The organism is Rhodobacteraceae bacterium Araon29, from assembly GCA_039640505.1.
In the GTDB taxonomy this organism is placed as follows: domain Bacteria; phylum Pseudomonadota; class Alphaproteobacteria; order Rhodobacterales; family Rhodobacteraceae; genus CABZJG01.
The window spans coordinates 358,022-375,316 of record CP046865.1; the positions used below are offsets into that span (position 1 = coordinate 358,022).

12 protein-coding genes are annotated in these 17,295 nt (G+C 51.2%); 5 read left to right on the forward strand and 7 right to left on the reverse strand.

What is annotated here, in order from left to right:
* Window positions 1–197: 197 nt before the first annotated feature.
* The 3 genes from GN278_01580 to GN278_01590 all read right to left on the reverse strand — a co-directional run bounded on the left by GN278_01580 (window position 198) and on the right by GN278_01590 (window position 2,329).
* Window positions 198–1,037: an alpha/beta fold hydrolase gene (locus GN278_01580; protein ID XAT59628.1), complete on the reverse strand. Its 840-nt coding sequence runs from the start codon at window positions 1,035–1,037 to the stop codon at window positions 198–200.
* 277 nt (window positions 1,038–1,314) lie between these two features.
* On the reverse strand, window positions 1,315–2,004 hold the full coding sequence (gene pyrF, locus GN278_01585; GenBank protein XAT59629.1) for an orotidine-5'-phosphate decarboxylase: 690 nt from the start codon (window positions 2,002–2,004) through the stop codon (window positions 1,315–1,317).
* A gap of 55 nt (window positions 2,005–2,059) precedes the next feature.
* A complete protein-coding gene (locus GN278_01590) occupies window positions 2,060–2,329 on the reverse strand; it encodes a hypothetical protein (GenBank protein ID XAT59630.1) in 270 nt (89 codons plus the stop codon).
* 257 nt (window positions 2,330–2,586) lie between these two features.
* On the opposite strand from GN278_01590, the gene clpB reads away from it, so the two are divergent.
* Window positions 2,587–5,205 carry an ATP-dependent chaperone ClpB gene (gene clpB, locus GN278_01595; GenBank protein XAT59631.1) on the forward strand — a complete coding sequence of 873 codons (2,619 nt, stop codon included), beginning with the start codon at window positions 2,587–2,589 and terminating at the stop codon, window positions 5,203–5,205.
* Window positions 5,206–5,277: 72 nt separating this feature from the next.
* Here the strand turns inward: clpB and GN278_01600 are convergent, their stop codons facing one another.
* The 3 genes from GN278_01600 to GN278_01610 all read right to left on the reverse strand — a co-directional run bounded on the left by GN278_01600 (window position 5,278) and on the right by GN278_01610 (window position 8,132).
* On the reverse strand, window positions 5,278–6,804 hold the full coding sequence (locus GN278_01600) for an AMP-binding protein (protein XAT59632.1): 1,527 nt from the start codon (window positions 6,802–6,804) through the stop codon (window positions 5,278–5,280).
* Between the two features lie 15 nt (window positions 6,805–6,819).
* A complete protein-coding gene (aroQ, locus tag GN278_01605) occupies window positions 6,820–7,263 on the reverse strand; it encodes a type II 3-dehydroquinate dehydratase (GenBank protein ID XAT59633.1) in 444 nt (147 codons plus the stop codon).
* Between the two features lie 62 nt (window positions 7,264–7,325).
* Window positions 7,326–8,132 (reverse strand): undecaprenyl-diphosphate phosphatase, encoded by an 807-nt coding sequence (locus GN278_01610; GenBank protein XAT59634.1) that lies wholly within the window; start codon window positions 8,130–8,132, stop codon window positions 7,326–7,328.
* Window positions 8,133–8,344: 212 nt separating this feature from the next.
* Between GN278_01610 and GN278_01615 the strand changes: the two genes are divergently transcribed.
* From GN278_01615 to queG, 4 genes are all read left to right on the forward strand, one after another.
* Window positions 8,345–9,820: an NAD(P)-binding protein gene (locus GN278_01615; GenBank protein ID XAT59635.1), complete on the forward strand. Its 1,476-nt coding sequence runs from the start codon at window positions 8,345–8,347 to the stop codon at window positions 9,818–9,820.
* A gap of 87 nt (window positions 9,821–9,907) precedes the next feature.
* Complete coding sequence (gltB, locus tag GN278_01620) at window positions 9,908–14,446, forward strand: glutamate synthase large subunit (protein ID XAT59636.1); 4,539 nt, start codon at window positions 9,908–9,910, stop codon at window positions 14,444–14,446.
* A 141-nt stretch (window positions 14,447–14,587) separates the two neighbouring features.
* Window positions 14,588–15,253, forward strand: a complete 666-nt coding sequence (locus GN278_01625) for a glutathione S-transferase family protein (protein XAT59637.1) — start codon at window positions 14,588–14,590, stop codon at window positions 15,251–15,253.
* Window positions 15,254–15,342: 89 nt separating this feature from the next.
* The gene (gene queG, locus GN278_01630; protein XAT59638.1) at window positions 15,343–16,380 is read left to right on the forward strand and encodes a tRNA epoxyqueuosine(34) reductase QueG; all 1,038 of its coding nucleotides are present in this window, start codon (window positions 15,343–15,345) and stop codon (window positions 16,378–16,380) included.
* A 72-nt stretch (window positions 16,381–16,452) separates the two neighbouring features.
* Here the strand turns inward: queG and GN278_01635 are convergent, their stop codons facing one another.
* On the reverse strand, window positions 16,453–16,956 hold the full coding sequence (locus tag GN278_01635; GenBank protein ID XAT59639.1) for a hypothetical protein: 504 nt from the start codon (window positions 16,954–16,956) through the stop codon (window positions 16,453–16,455).
* Between the last annotated feature and the right edge of the window lie 339 nt (window positions 16,957–17,295).

Sequence of the window (17,295 nt, forward strand, 5' to 3'; positions counted from 1 at the left end):
CAGGTTTCCTTGACGCTTACCACAATTATATTTTTTGAATTGAGTAAAACTTTGTTGAGATTTCGCAAAGCCACTACCTTCAAAGCCAGACGGTAAGTTGAAACATATTGCAAGTTTCCCGAGCAAGTAATCTTACGTGGTCTTTTGGTGCACTATCTGCGCCAAACACTAGCCAGGATCAGGACCTATTGTGTTCCCTACGCTAGAAACCCCCGCATAATCTTTTCGGCGCCGTCCGGGTCATCCCGATGTGGGCCATGGCCGCACCCCTCAAACATATGAAGCCGTGCATTATCGCCGATCGCGTCAGCAATGGCGTGAGAGCACACTGGCGGTGTGACAGGGTCGATGGTACCTCCGATCACCAGCGTCGGACATGAGATATCGGCAATCTCTTTACGCATATCCATTCGGGCCATTTCATCCGCAAAGAAATGGACGGCCACTTCAGGACGCTGGATGGCACGATCACGGAATACACCCGCATTTGGTGCGTTCGGGTTGCTGTATAGCGGCAGACAAACCTCGCCATAGGTATCATAGGCGGCTTGGGAAGGGGTGCTAAAGAACTGACGCGCCACCTCTGCCGCGTGGTCCCCGCCAAGTTGGCGCATCATTTTCATAGTCTCATCTAAACGAAACTGAGCAGCCGTCGAAGACAGGATTAGTTTTGATAGCCCTGCAGGATGACGCGCTGCGTAATGCATTGCCACCATGCCCCCGAAAGATTGACCGAAGACCACAGGTGCGTCGATGCCCAGAGTGTTGCAAAATACTGCAAGATCGTCAGCCCATTGATCCAGATACCAACTGTTTTGTTGGCCTGTGGAACGCCCACAGCCGCGATGGTCCAGATAGATCAACTGATGTGTATCGCTGTAGCGATCAAAATAAGGGCGCAGCGTTGAGTGATCATAGCCGGGGCCACCATGCAACAAGATCAAGGTTGGGCGCTGTGCCATATAAGGGCTGGCAGCATCAAGGCCTTCACCAACCACGTCAAAAAACAGTCGGGCCGATCCAACATCAACAAACATCGCACATCTCTTTTACATTATGATACATTCGAAAGTTCCCTAGAAGGTATGATTTGCGTCAAGTGTGGAGGTTATGCGCTATGAATTCAAGGCTGCTCAGGCCAACGCCCGCTTCTGACATCTAAAGAGTTACGTTGCTGTGGCGTAAATCGGGTGTACATTCGGTGTAGTTTGGCTTTTAACAATACAAAACAGGGGTTTAAGGTTTTCTTATAAGCATTAAAATTCAAACTGATTGCATGTTGGCATACACTAAAATTCTATGTGAAAAAGCTTATCAGCTGATACTGTCAAGGATGTTTCGCGCTGCCAGTACAGGGTCATTGGCGCGGGTAATCGGTCGGCCAATAACGATGTGGTCTGCGCCCAAATTCAATGCGTCTGCGGGGGTTTTGACGCGTTTCTGATCGCCTAGGTCTGACCCAAGCGGGCGCACGCCCGGTGTGACCACCAACTTACTCTCACTGCTGGGCAGGCCGCGGATTTGTGTGACTTCATGCGGTGATGCGATGACCCCATCTGCGCCCGCTTCAAATGCGCGCTCTGCCCGTTCAATGACAAGGTCTTCTATTGTACCGGGCTTGAGTAAACAGCCATCAAGATCGGTGCGATCAAGCGATGTCAAAATTGTAACAGCTAGGATTTTTAGATTTTTGCCCCCAGCGCCCTCTTTTGCAGCCGCCACAACCTGCGGGTCGCCATGGACGGTTAGAAAATCTAGATCAAATTGCGCCAATCCTCGGACTGCGTTTTCGACTGTTGCCCCGATATCAAACAATTTCATATCAAGAAAAATGCGTTTGCCATGCACGTGCTTTAGCTCGTTGGCGAGCCCTAATCCGCCGCCGGTGAGCATTCCGAGCCCAATTTTATAAAAGCTTACAGCGTCGCCCAATTTTTTTGTAAGGTTGAGCGCACTCACGGCATCGGGAACATCTAAGGCTACAATCAGCCGATCATCGTTCATCTGCGGAGCCTTTTTTTTCAATCCAGCGCGGTATACGCGGTGAATTAAAGCCGCGTCAAGCTACAAGCTCGTCTTCAAGCGCGGTGAGTTCCTTATCAAAGAAAACTTTCTCTGTGCCGCTTGAAATTTCGGGAAGTTTGGCCAATTGCCGCTTGGCATCTTTTAGCAGCTCAGCGGCGATTTGAGCGTCCTCTTTGGTATGTGTGCTGGTTTTACACTGCAATTGAATTGTCGCCTCGTTTGTTTGCATGCGCAAAACAAAGGTGTTCAAGGTGTCGTCACCTTCAAGATGTGTTGGATAGTACTCGACATTGTGGATTTCCATGACCTGTTCTTTCGCTAAACGTTTTGACTATCAAACAGTTAAATTTCTTCGTGGCACAAAAATGTTCTAATTAGATCTTCTTTCGCCCTTTTTAAAGACATTCTGCCGTAACTCTTACTTTCAAACCATTTGATGCGCCGTGGTTGCCTTGACCGATTGCTGCGCAATTCCCATATAAAAAATCGCAAGGCCCTAAAAATGCGTGCTGTTGAACAGGCGCAAAAGCAAGTGGGCGCTTATAAAAGAAGGAGAAAACCATGGACTTAACCAAGTTCACGGAACGCGCGCGCGGATTTGTACAAAGCGCACAAAGCATCGCGGTTCGGGAAGATCACCAAAGATTAGAGCCGCTACATCTGTTAAAGGCCTTGATGGATGATCGCGAAGGCTTTGCGGCAAATTTAATTACCCGATCAGGCGGAGATGCAGCGCAACTGTCCGCGCAGATAGAGCAAGCTTTTGCAAAGCTTCCCAAAGTCTCTGGTGGATCAAGCCAGATGATTTTGGATACCAGCACTGCAAAAGTGCTAAGCGAAGCGGAAAAGCTTGCTGAAAAAGCCAAAGATCAATTCGTTACGGTCGAGCGTATCCTGACAGCCTTGGCGGTGGTGCGATCCTCGGCCAAAGAGGTACTGGTGGTAGCGAAGGTCAGTGCGCAGAATTTAAATGCTGCAATCAATGATTTACGCAAAGGCCGCACCGCCGATAGTGCCAGTGCGGAAGATAGTTATGAGGCCTTGGAAAAATTTGCCCAAGATTTGACAGCGGCTGCCGAGGCCGGAAAAATAGACCCGATTATTGGCCGCGATGAAGAAATTCGCCGTGCCATGCAGGTTCTATCGCGCCGAACCAAGAACAATCCGGTTCTGATTGGTGAACCTGGGGTTGGGAAGACCGCGATTGCCGAGGGGATGGCTTTGCGGATTATCAATGGTGATGTGCCGGAATCGCTGCGCAACAAACGCTTGATGGCATTGGATATGGGCGCCTTGATTGCCGGCGCGAAATACCGCGGTGAATTTGAAGAGCGGCTCAAGTCGATCCTGACCGAAGTTTCGGCTGCTGCGGGCGAAGTTATTCTCTTTATCGACGAAATGCACACGCTGGTGGGCGCGGGAAAATCAGAAGGTGCAATGGATGCGGCGAATTTGATTAAACCGGCACTGGCACGGGGTGAATTGCACTGTATTGGCGCCACCACGCTGGATGAATATCGCAAATATGTCGAAAAAGACGCCGCTCTTGCGCGCCGTTTTCAACCGGTCTTAATCTCTGAGCCGACGGTGGATGATACGGTTAGTATTCTGCGCGGTATTAAGGAGAAATATGAATTGCACCATGGGGTGCGGATCACTGATAGCGCTTTGGTGTCGGCGGCGACCCTGTCGAACCGGTATATTACTGACCGGTTCCTGCCTGATAAAGCGATTGATCTGGTGGATGAGGCGGCCAGCCGCCTGCGGATGCAGGTGGATAGCAAACCCGAAGAGCTTGACGCACTAGACCGGGAAATTTTGCAAAAACAAATCGAAGCGGAAGCGCTGCGAATTGAAAAGGACAAGGCGTCAAAAGATCGGCTTGAGGCGCTGGAAAAAGATCTATCCGAGCTGCAGGATAAAAGCACTACCATGACCGCCCAATGGCAAGCCGAGCGTGACAAGCTTGCCGGCGCACGCGATCTAAAAGAGCAACTTGACCGTGCACGCGCCGATTTAGAGTTGGCGAAACGCGATGGCAATCTAGCCCGTGCAGGCGAGCTATCCTATGGGGTGATCCCGCAATTGGAAAAAACCTTGGCAGATGCTGAAATGGCCGACAGTCAGGGCATGATGGTGGAAGAAGCGGTAGACCCCGAACAAATTGCCCATGTGGTTGAGCGCTGGACCGGTATTCCAATGGCAAAAATGCTTGAAGGTGAACGGGAAAAGCTTTTGCGTATGGAAGACGCCTTGCAACAGCGCGTGATTGGCCAATCCCCTGCCGTACGGGCCGTGGCCAATGCGGTACGCCGTGCGCGCGCCGGGTTAAACGATGAAAACCGCCCGCTGGGATCGTTTTTATTTTTAGGCCCCACCGGGGTTGGCAAGACCGAATTGACCAAGGCAGTTGCCAATTTCCTTTTTGACGATGACGGCGCAATGGTGCGTATTGATATGTCAGAGTTTATGGAAAAACACGCGGTGGCGCGGTTGATCGGGGCGCCTCCGGGGTATGTCGGCTATGATGAGGGCGGCGTTTTAACCGAAGCCGTGCGCCGCAGACCCTATCAGGTTGTGCTTTTTGACGAGGTCGAAAAAGCCCATCCGGATGTGTTTAACGTATTGCTTCAGGTTCTGGATGACGGGGTGCTGACCGATGGGCAGGGCCGCACCGTAGATTTCAAGCAGACTTTGATTATCCTTACATCTAACTTGGGATCGCAAGCCTTAAGCGAATTGCCACAAAGCGCCGATAGTGCAACTGCAAAGCGCGATGTGATGGATGCGGTGCGATCGCATTTCCGCCCAGAGTTTCTAAACCGTTTGGATGAGACAATCATCTTTGATCGTCTAAGCCGTGAAGATATGACCGGCATCGTCTCGGTGCAGTTGCAATTGCTTTATAACCGTTTGTCTTCCCGCAAGATCATGCTTTCACTTAGTGATGCGGCGTGCAAATGGCTGGCCGACGAAGGCTATGATCCGGTCTTTGGGGCGCGGCCACTCAAGCGTGTGATTCAACGGGCTCTGCAGGATCCGCTGGCGGAAATGATCCTTGCGGGTGATATTACCGAAGGTGATACGCTTGCGGTTGATGCCAGCACTGAGGGGCTTATTATCGGGGATCGCCTTAGCCAGTCAAATCAAAACCCGCCTGATGAGGCCGTGCTGCATTAAAGCATCTAGGCGTATGAAGCAGATGAAAGGGCGAGGTCCAAGCCGAGCCCTTTTGCGGTTCATTTGCCAGCTTTAGTCTGTGGTCGAGGGTTGAAAAAGCGTTTGGTACTGGGTTCGCAATTGCGCCTTTTGGACTTTGCCCATTGTGTTACGCGGCAACTGGGGCACAATCTGATAGGATCGCGGCTGTTTGAACTTGGCCAGTTTCTCCTGCATTTCGTTAGCAAGGTTGTTAGGGTTTATATCGGCATCTGGCTCGGTCACCACAACCGCCACCACCGTTTCGCCAAAATCGGGGTGTGGCACGCCGATAACCGCAGTTTCAAGCACCCCCACAAGATCATCGAGCGCTGCTTCGATTTCTTTAGGATAGATATTAAAACCGCCGGAAATAATGAGGTCTTTGTCTCTGCCGACAATCTGAAAATACCCATCCTCGTCGATCTGCCCAAGGTCACCCGTGATAAAAAATCCGTCTTCACGTAATTCAGCCGCAGTTTTTTCGGGCATTTTCCAATAGCCCTGAAACACATTTGGTCCGCGCACTTCAATCATGCCAATCCCACCCTGCGGCAGGGTCTGGCCCGTTTCCGGGTCTGTGATTTTCACCTCAATCCCGGGAAGCGGATGCCCGACGGTCCCCGCACGCCGTGCGCCGGAATAGGGGTTTGAGGTGATCATATTGGTTTCAGTCATCCCGTAGCGCTCAAGTATGCGGTGGCCGGTGCGCTGTTCAAACTGTTTGTGGGTTTCGGCCAGCAGCGGCGCGCTTCCGGAAATGAAAAGCCGCATATTTCGGGTGGCCGACTGGTCAAACTGTGGATCATCCAGCAAACGGTTGTAAAACGTGGGCACGCCCATCAAGGCAGTTGATGATGGCATATCGCGGATCAAAGCGCTGCGATCAAAGCTTGGATAAAACCGCATCGCACAGCCGGTTAAAAGGCAAATATTGGTGGCTACAAATAGTCCGTGGGTGTGAAAAATCGGCAAAGCATGTAGCAGCACATCGGACTTGGAAAATTGCCAATGGTCAGCCAGTGTTTGTGCATTCGACAAAAGGTTGTTTTGGCTTAGCATTGCCCCTTTGGACCGGCCTGTGGTGCCTGAGGTATACAGAAATGCCGCCAAATCATTGGCAGTTCGAGGGCAGACATCAAAATGGTCTGGCTGATCATCCGCACGCTCGCTAAAGCTGCTAGAGCCATCTGCATTAAGCACCAAAAGCTCGGCCTTATATTTGGCAGCCAGGGGCGTCAGGGTTTCGTAAGCAGCGCCGTCACATAGCATCATTTCAGCGCCAGAGTTTTCAATAAAATAGTCGATTTCCGCCGCTGTATATCCGCTATTTAGCGGTAAAAAAATCACGCCGGCTGCAACGCATGCTGCATAAACTGCAAGCGCTTGGGGTGACTTCTCCACCTGCACAGCCAACCGGCTGCCCGGCGTCAGGCCTGCGCTCGTGAGCACTTGGGCAAATTGCGCGCTGCGGCGCAAGAACTGATCATGGGTCCAACGGGTTTGATCGGGCAGGATCAGAAATGTGGTTTGGGCATTTTCGTGGGGCTTGAACAGAGCATCATAAAGCGGATTTGTCATGGGGTACGCTGATCCCTAGCTGTCCGCCAAAAGCTGCCCCATTCTATGCATGGCCAGACTATATCCTTGGGCGCCACAGCCGGCTATGACGCCGTTGGCGCGCAGCGATACATATGAATGATGGCGAAAGCTTTCGCGGCTATAGATGTTTGAGACATGCACTTCGATCACTGGCCCGTCAAACATGTTGAGCGCATCCAAAAAGGCGATCGACGTGTGGCTATAGCCTGCGGGATTTATGATAATCCCGTCTGCTTTGGTGCGTGCGTCTTGGATCCAGTCGATGATCTGACCTTCGTGATTAGACTGCTTAAGACTAACCTCAAAACCCAACTCAGTGCCTACAGCCTGACATTGCACCAAAACATCCTCAAGCGTGTCGTGACCGTAAAGCTCTGGCTCGCGGGTGCCCAACATATTCAAGTTTGGCCCATTGAGAATTTGGATATGTTTCGCCATGATGCGATTTCCTTTTGCTGGATGGCAGTCTTAAGATGCTTATGCCATGGGATGCAAGCAAATTAAAGATAGGCCCAAAGGATCAGGCCAGAGCCCAGAATAACCCGGTAGATTACATAAGGCGTGAAGCTCACCGATTTGAGCAGGCGCATCATTAGCCCGAGCGCAATAAAGGCCGAAATTGCAGCGAATGCTGCTGCGATGGCCGCGTCGCCCAAAGCAGAGGTTTCAACAGTGCCGATCAAATCCAAACTTGATAGCCCGCCTGCCGCAAGGATCACTGGCACAGACATAAGCATCGAAAGCCGCGCGGCATCTCGGCGTTTATAGCCCATAAGGCGTGCACCTGTGATGGTAATTCCAGACCGTGATGTACCCGGGATTAAAGCCAATGCTTGCCAAAAGCCCAAGATGATTGCCTGACGGAGGGTCCAGTCAGCGGCAGGTTTTTGCCGATCTGGCGTCCGATCTGCCCACCATAATAGCAGCCCAAAGCCTAGCATCGCCCAACCGATTAGTGCAACATTATCGCGCATCGCCAAATCCACCTCTGTGAGTTTCAGGCAAAGTCCAAACAGAACCGCAGGGACGGTTGCAACAATCAAACACAGCGCCAATTGGGCATCGGTGGAATTGGTTTTACGGCGGCCCAGCTCGAGCAAGCCCTTTAGAATACGCAGCATGTCCCGCCAGAAATAGGTCATTACCGCCACCAGTGTTCCTAAATGTACTGCAACATCAATAAGTTGGCCTTGGTCTTTTAAATTTGTGAGATTGGGCAAAAGGATAAGATGTGCACTTGAGGAAATTGGCAGAAATTCGGTAACGCCTTGGATAATTGCCAGTAAAATCAGATGGAGAATTGGCATCAAAGCAACCCTGTTGAAGTATTTTCTAAGCTATAAACGCTCGGTTTAGAAAGAAAAGCCATTTTTTATGTCCGAATCGGAACTAAAAATAGTTGTTGAACCAAATTTTTAGATAAGATAATACACATAATTCAAAAATAGGTCAGCACCTGTGACTTTTATCGTGTGTTGGTTTCCTCTAAAGACAGCTAGATTGGAATCGGAGATCCTAAATGGCCAAGCAACCTATGCTAAAATTCGTGTCGCTCGACAGATCGATGCCGAACAAACGCAGCGCTCAGAATAGAGCGCAGGATTTTGACGAAATTTATGCTGAGTTTGCTGCCACAAAAGCAAAGGAACAAGCCAGCCGCTGCAGCCAATGCGGCGTGCCCTATTGTCAGTCGCATTGCCCATTGCACAATAACATACCGGACTGGCTTTTGCTCACTGCCGAGGGCCGTTTGGAAGAGGCTTATGATGTATCCCAAGCGACCAATACTTTTCCGGAAATTTGCGGCCGGATTTGTCCACAGGACCGTCTGTGCGAGGGCAATTGCGTTATTGAGCAATCAGGCCACGAAACGGTCACGATTGGTGCTGTCGAAAAATATATTACAGACACGGCTTGGGAAAATGGGTGGGTAAAACCGATCTCCCCGATCACCGAGCGGGATCAATCCGTTGGTATTATTGGTGCGGGCCCCGGCGGGTTGGCCGCAGCAGACCACCTGCGGCGTGCAGGCATTCAAGTGACTGTTTATGACCGGTATGATCGGGCGGGCGGTTTGCTGACCTATGGCATCCCGGGTTTTAAGTTGGAAAAAGATGTCGTGATGCGGCGCAACGAGCAATTGGTAGCTGGCGGTGTTACGCTAAAGCTAAACTGTGATATAGGCCGTGATATTTCATTTGAAGATCTGCGCAGCGCACATGATGCTATTATCATTGCAACCGGCGTGTATAAAATTCGTGATTTGGACATCGCGGGCAGCGCCCTAAGCGGTGTCGTGCAGGCACTAGACTTCCTAACGGTTTCGAACCAGATAAATTTCGGTGATAAAGTCCCGGATTTTGAAAACGGGGTGCTGAATGCCAAAGGCAAAAAAGTTGTTGTCATCGGTGGCGGAGATACCGCTATGGACTGTGTGCGCACCGCCATCCGGCAAGGCGCAACATCGGTAAAGTGCCTTTATCGCCGGGATCGTGCAAATATGCCCGGATCCCAGCGCGAGGTGCAAAATGCAGAAGAAGAGGGCGTTATATTTGAGTGGCTCTCGGCGCCTGAGGGTTTTGTAAACGATGGAAGCGCCCAAGCGCTGACGCCTGAAACCACAGAAAATGGAGCCGTCAAAGGCGTTATGGCCCGAAAGATGCGACTTGGTGCACCTGATGCAAGCGGCCGCCGTCAACCTGAGATGATTGAAGGCAGTGACTATGTAGAAGAAGCTGATCTCGTGATCAAAGCCTTGGGTTTTGAGCCAGAGGATTTGCCAACATTGTTTGATCAACCCGAACTACCGGTCACCCGTTGGGGGACCGTCAAGGCTGAATTCGAAACCGGCAAAACCGACATGCCGGGTGTTTACGCTGTTGGTGATATCGTCCGCGGCGCATCACTGGTTGTTTGGGCCATCAAAGACGGGCGCGATACAGCAGAAGGCATTCTAAAAGACTTGGCACCGGCCGCCTCATTTGCCGCCGAGTGATCTGCATCATGCCCAACAAATCAAAAGGTGCCATGATTGCACCCGCTACAACAAATTCAAGCCGTTTGCCGTCAAAGGAGACATGCCATGACTAATTTTGATTCAGACTGGGCCGCAGCACAAAAGGCCAAGCGGGCATGGATGTCTGAAAACAGCCTGTATCGCCATGAAGACGAGCACGCTTCATGTGGCGTAGGCCTTGTGGTTTCGATTGATGGAAAACCTAGCCGGAAAGTGGTTGAAAACGGAATTGAAGCGCTGAAAGCGGTTTGGCACCGCGGGGCTGTTGATGCCGATGGTAAAACCGGTGATGGGGCTGGCATCCACGTGCAAATTCCTGTGCCGTTCTTTTACGATCAAATACGGCGCACTGGGCACGAGCCACGCAAAGGCGAATTAATCGCGGTCGGTCAAGTGTTTTTGCCGCGCACTGATTTTGGTGCACAGGAAACCTGCCGGACAATTGTCGAAAGTGAAGTTCTACGGATGGGCTACTATACCCACGGTTGGCGTCATGTGCCGGTAGAAGTGGATTGCCTTGGCGAAAAAGCAAATGCTACGCGCCCGGAAATCGAACAGATTTTGATCAGCAATAGCAAGGGCGTCAATGAAGAAACCTTTGAGCGTGAACTCTATGTGATCCGCCGGCGCATCGAAAAGGCCGCCACCGCTGCCGGCATTGGAGATCTCTATATTGCATCGCTGTCCTGCCGTTCGATCATATACAAAGGCATGATGCTGGCCGAACAGGTCGCCGATTTCTATCCGGATTTGCGCGACGAGCGCTTTGAAAGCGCCTTTGCAATCTATCATCAGCGCTATTCGACCAATACGTTTCCGCAATGGTGGCTTGCACAGCCATTCCGCATGCTTGCCCACAACGGGGAAATCAACACCCTTAAGGGCAATGTAAACTGGATGAAAAGTCATGAAATCCGGATGACCAGTGCAACCTTTGGTGACATGGCAGAAGACATAAAACCAATTGTTCCAAGCGGATCATCCGATTCAGCGGCATTGGATGCCGTGTTTGAAATGCTGGTGCGGGCGGGCCGCAATGCCCCGATGGCCAAAACCATGATGGTGCCGGAAAGCTGGTCACAGCAAGCCAAGGAATTGCCGCAGGCTTGGCGTGATATGTATTCTTATTGCAATTCGGTTATGGAGCCATGGGACGGTCCCGCCGCGCTTGCAATGACCGACGGGCGCTGGGTCTGCGCTGGTTTGGACCGTAACGGTTTGCGGCCGATGCGCTATGTGGTTACTGGCGATGGGCTTTTGATTGCCGGATCTGAAGCAGGCATGGTGCCGATTGACGAGTCAACTGTGCGCGAAAAGGGCGCATTGGGCCCCGGGCAGATTTTGGCCGTGGACATGGCAGAGGGTCAGCTGTTTCACGATACCGATATTAAAAATAAACTTGCCGCCAGTCAGCCGTTCGGCAGCTGGGTCAAGAAAATCAACGAACTTGATGATGCTTTGGCAAAAGTGACAGAGCAGCCTTTATTTACCGGCGCCGAGCTTCGCAAGCGGCAAATTGCGGCGGGCTATTCAGTCGAAGAACTGGAACAAATCCTTGCCCCAATGGCCGAAGATGGCAAAGAGCCGCTGGCCTCGATGGGCGATGATACGCCCAGCGCTGTTTTATCAAATAAATACCGCCCGCTGTCGCATTATTTCCGTCAGAATTTTTCACAGGTTACCAACCCACCCATCGACAGCCTACGCGAATATCGGGTGATGAGCCTTAAAACACGGTTTGGCAACCTAAAGAATGTTTTGGACGAAAGCAGCGCGCAAACCGAGATACTTGTTCTCGACAGCCCCTTTGTGGGTAATGCCCAATGGCAAGAGTTGACGCGGCAGTTCAACGCAAATCTGGTTGAAATAGACTGTACCTTCGATCTGTCCAACGACGCGATGGCGCTTCAATCTGGGCTTGAGCGCATTCGCTCAGAGGCCGAAGATGCAGTGCGCTCGGGCGCTGGGCATTTGGTGCTGACCGACCATCATTCTGGACCTGAAAAAGTCGCCATGCCGATGATTTTGGCCACGTCTGCGGTCCACAGCCATCTAACCCGCAAGGGTCTGCGCACTTTTACATCGCTTAATGTGCGTAGCGCGGAATGCGTTGATCCGCACTATTTTGCAGTGATCATCGGAGCCGGTGCAACAGTGGTGAATGCGTATCTGGCAGAAGACAGTTTGGCCGATCGGATTGAGCGTGGGCTGCTTGAGGGGTCATTAACCGAAATCGTTTCCCGCTATCGCAACGCGATTGATCAGGGCTTGCTTAAAATCATGGCCAAGATGGGAATTTCGGTAATTTCATCCTATCGCGGCGGTTTGAACTTTGAAGCCGTTGGCTTGAGCCGCGCTATGTGCGCCGAATATTTCCCCGGCCTCATCAGCCGAATTTCCGGGATCGGTGTCAGTGGTGTGCAAAAAAAGACCATGGATATCCATGTCACAGGGTGGGGCGCCACAGATTCTGTATTGCCAATTGGTGGTTTTTACAAATCCCGCAGATCCGGTGAAACCCATGCGTGGGAAGCGCAAAGCATGCATATGATGCAAGCGGCCTGTAGCAAAGCGAGCTATGATTTATGGAAGCAGTACTCGGCGCGGATGCAGGCCAACCCGCCAATTCACCTGCGCGATCTTCTGGCGATCAAACCGCTCGGAGCGCCGGTACTGTTGGAAGAAGTGGAAAGCATCACCTCAATACGCAAACGCTTTGTCACCCCGGGGATGTCACTCGGTGCTCTAAGCCCCGAGGCTCATAAAACATTGAATGTCGCAATGAACCGCATTGGCGCAAAATCTGATAGTGGCGAGGGCGGTGAAGATCCGGCACATTTTCATCCAGAACCCAATGGCGATAACCCGTCGGCCAAAATCAAACAGGTTGCCTCAGGCCGCTTTGGCGTGACAGCAGAATACCTCAACCAGTGCGAAGAGTTGGAAATTAAGGTTGCCCAAGGGGCCAAACCCGGTGAAGGGGGTCAGCTGCCGGGGATGAAGGTGACCGATTTGATCGCGCGGCTGCGCCATTCAACCAAAGGCGTGACGCTTATCTCGCCGCCGCCGCATCATGACATTTATTCCATCGAAGACCTTGCACAGCTAATCTATGATCTCAAACAGATCAATCCGCGCTGCAAGGTCACCGTCAAATTGGTGGCTGCCTCTGGGGTCGGCACCATCGCTGCTGGCGTTGCGAAAGCTGAGGCGGATGTGATCTTAATCTCTGGTCACAACGGCGGCACCGGCGCGTCGCCTGCTACGTCGATCAAATTTGCCGGTCTGCCATGGGAAATGGGTCTGACCGAGGCGCATCAGGTATTGGCTATGAACAATCTGCGCGACCGTATTACGCTGCGTACCGATGGGGGTCTGCGCACCGGGCGCGACATCGTGATGGCGGCCATGATGGGCGCCGAAGAATATGGCATTGGCACCGCTGCACTTATCGCGATGGGCTGCATTATGGTGCGGCAATGCCAGTCCAACACCTGCCCTGTTGGCGTGTGCACGCAAAATGAAGACCTGCGCGCCAAATTTACTGGCTCTGCCGAAAAGGTTGTCAATCTGATTACCTATTATGCTCAGGAGGTGCGTGAAATTTTGGCCAGCATTGGCGCCCGGTCGCTGGACGATATTATTGGCCGCGCTGATTTACTTAGCCAGGTCAGCCGTGGATCAGACCATCTTGACGATCTTGATTTGAACCCGCTTCTCATTACTGTCGATGGCGCTGATAAGATTGTCTATGACCGCAACCGGCCAAGAAATTCAGTGCCTGAGACGCTTGATGCGGAAATTGTGCGGGATGCAGAGCGTTTCTTGAAAGAGGGCGAAAAGATGCAGTTGAGCTATTCGGTTCAGAATACGCATCGTTCAGTGGGTACGCGGATATCAAGCCACATTGTTCAAAATTTCGGCATGCGCAACACCCTACAAGATGATCATCTGACGGTGAAACTGTCCGGCAGCGCCGGACAGGCGCTTGGCGCCTTTGCCGCGCCGGGCTTAAAGCTAGAAGTGTCTGGCGATGCCAATGACTATGTTGGCAAAGGCCTGTCAGGTGGTATGATTACAGTTCGTCCGCCAATGTCCAGCCCGTTGATTGCCGCGGACAATACAATCATTGGCAATACAGTGCTCTACGGCGCTACAGATGGCTATTTGTTTGCAGCGGGCCGGGCTGGTGAACGCTTTGCTGTACGAAACTCAGGGGCAAAAGTCGTCGTTGAAGGCTGCGGCAGCAATGGCTGTGAATATATGACGGGCGGCGTGGCTGTTGTGCTTGGCTCAATAGGCGCGAACTTTGGGGCCGGAATGACTGGCGGCATGGCGTATCTTTATAACCCGCAGGGTCAGGCTATGGAGATGCTCAATATGGAAACCCTCGTGACCTGTCCGGTCGCTGTGCCCCATTGGGAAGATCAGCTCAAAGAGTTGGTCAGCCGTCATACTGCAGAATCTGGCAGCCAGAAAGCTGCAGATATCCTGCAGCGCTGGGATTTGGAAAGACAGCATTTTGTGCAGATTTGCCCAAAGGAAATGTTGGTTCATCTACCGCATCCTTTAAGCATGGAACCGAAAAGCATTCCGGCCGAATAACCTCAGGCTAAGATATAAAACCGACTGGCTTAGCCCTTGCAGAATTATGAATGTTCTGCAGGGCGCCTGCCGTTTCAAGGATTGAATTATGAACTATAAACAGGCATTGATGCGGGACAATTCTTTTTCTGGACCTGCTCAATGCTGCGCTTGTATCACTCTCCTTTATCGCCCTTTTGCCGAAAGGTGCGGCTTTGTCTTGCTGAAAAGCGGGTGGAAGCGGAACTTGTTGAGGAAAAATACTGGGAAAGATCTGCTGACTTTTTGCGCCGAAATCCTGCAGGCAAAGTCCCTATTTTAAGAATTGAAGGCAAAGCCTTCACTGAGAGCACGGCGATTTGCGAATATCTTGAAGATATTCATCCAGACCCAGAGCTTATTCCAAAGGCCCCAGAAGAGCGATACGAAGTGCGCCGCTTGGTGGCTTGGTTTGATGATAAGTTTCATCAAGAAGTAACTTCAAAATTGCTCTATGAGCGGGTTATCAAGAAAATATCCGGACAGGGGTTTCCTGATAGCAAAAATGTCAAACAGGGCGCTCGCAGTATCAAATTTCATATTAGCTATATGGAATGGTTGCTGGAGCGCCGGCGCTGGCTTGCGGGTGAGGAAATGAGTTTAGCCGATTTTGCGGCGGCGGCGCATTTTTCCGCGTTGGATTATATCTCGGATGTCGACTGGACGCGGTCACATGTGGTCAAAGACTGGTATGCAAAGATAAAATCGCGCCCAGCGTTTCGCAGTATCTTGGCGGATCAGGTGTCAGGGTTTCCTCCGCCGCTGCATTACAATGATCTGGATTTTTGATCGCACCGGTTTAACTTGGGGGCGTTGCCCCCGCTTGGGCACACCCAAGCCCCCCAGAGGTATTTTGCGAAGAAAAAACTGGAGGGAGTATGCAGCAGTTGAAAGCAGACTTGGAATTCAAGGCCCGCGAAGAAGGCTTTGACGATCTGCGCATCTGCCGCCCTTGGGAGGTGCCAGATGTGCCAGAGCAGTTAGAGGCTTTTTTGCAAAAAGGCTATCATGGGCAAATGCACTGGCTGGCGGAGCGCCGCGCCTGGCGCGGAGATCCCAGCCAATTATGGCCAGAGGCCAAATCGGTGATTATGCTGGCCGAGAATTATGCGCCGCAAGACAATCCAATGACGGTGATCGGGCAAAGTGACTGCGGCGCCATATCGGTTTATGCGCGCGGCAAAGATTATCATGATTTGGTGAAAAAAAGGCTTAAACGGGTAGCGCGCTGGCTACTTTCGGAGGCCGGCGGCGAGGTAAAAGTATTTGTTGATACTGCGCCCGTGCCAGAAAAACCGCTGGCCCAGGCTGCAGGACTGGGCTGGCAGGGCAAGCACACCAATTTGGTAAGCCGAACTTTGGGAAACTGGTTCTTTATCGGATCGATCTTCACCACTTTGGAGTTGCCGGCTGATACGGCTGAGATTGATCACTGTGGGTCTTGCACAGCCTGTTTGATGGCCTGTCCGACTGATGCATTTCCAAAGCCTTATCAGTTGGACGCGCGACGCTGTATTTCCTATCTGACGATTGAGCATAAAGGCCCGGTGGTGCCAGAATTGCGCCCAAAGCTGGGCAACCGAATTTATGGCTGTGATGATTGCCTTGCGGTCTGTCCATGGAATAAGTTCGCGCAAAGCGCCCGTGAATTGCGCTATCAGGCCCGTGATGATTTGGCGGCCCCCAAACTTAGAGACCTGGTGGCTTTAACAGATGCTGCATTTCGCGAAAAATTCTCGGGAAGCCCGATCAAGCGCATTGGCCGCGATAGATTTGTGCGCAATGTGCTTTACGCCATTGGCAATTCAAAAGACCCGAGCCTGATTTCAGCAGCGCGCGCATTATGCGGCGATCCCGATACGACTGTGGCGGATGCGGCGAACTGGGCTGTGGTACAATTAACCGCATCGTCCTAGTTCTCTGGCTATTCTGCTGGCTAGGAGTTTAAACCTGCTTTTTGCATCATTGATGCTAACAGCATTTGTAGCTTAATGAAGCGGGTTTAGAAATTCTGTTAGGCTGTTTCGAACCGAATACCAGCGGGTTGGTATTTCTCGGTTATCATCTTCGTATTTCTTTAAAATTGAGCCGTCACAAAAATAAATCTGCATGCCTGTTCTAGGATAGACATCTAGCCAATAGGCTTCTCTTGGGATTGGGTAATGCCCATCCTCTAAGGCTTGATCAAAAATACTTTCCAATTCTTCAAGGCAGATTTTTCTTTGTTTTAGATCTAATTCGTCCAAAGGTCTTGGATAGTCATGAATTTCTGTGAGAATAATCTCTTGGAGTGTCGGTTCTGTTCCAAAAAGACTTGTGTTTTCATTCTTTATGCCCAGCTCTTGAAAGGATTCAGGCTGTGCTTCGGCGGCTGGTCTGGAAAATAGATTTGAAAAAAAGCTGCCGCCTTGAGCTGGTGCCTGATCCTGGCTCTGCTGGGCTGTGGCAGGCAATGCAAAAGCAATGCAAGTTGCAATAGCAAGAAAGCGCATCGCTACTCCTAAAAATCAAACAACAAAAGAAAATATGGTATATTGAACCCGTCTTGGTCAGGATCCAACAGTCTCTTTCCAACATTTGGTAAAGAAATTACCGAGGCTCTGTCACAGTTCATTGTACTTTTCACAATCTTGATGGCGATTAACTCAAATGCTGGCTGCGTTTGTTTATCGGCTTAGGCGGTCAAACGCTTAAGAATTGATATAGGGTGTAGTCAAATTATTCAACACCATCTAAATCATACTGAAAAGAAGCTATCGCGGTTGCCTAAACTCAATTTTTTTTTGCATGCTTGACTGGCTTGGCTTTGCAAAAGCTGATCTGAAAAGCCA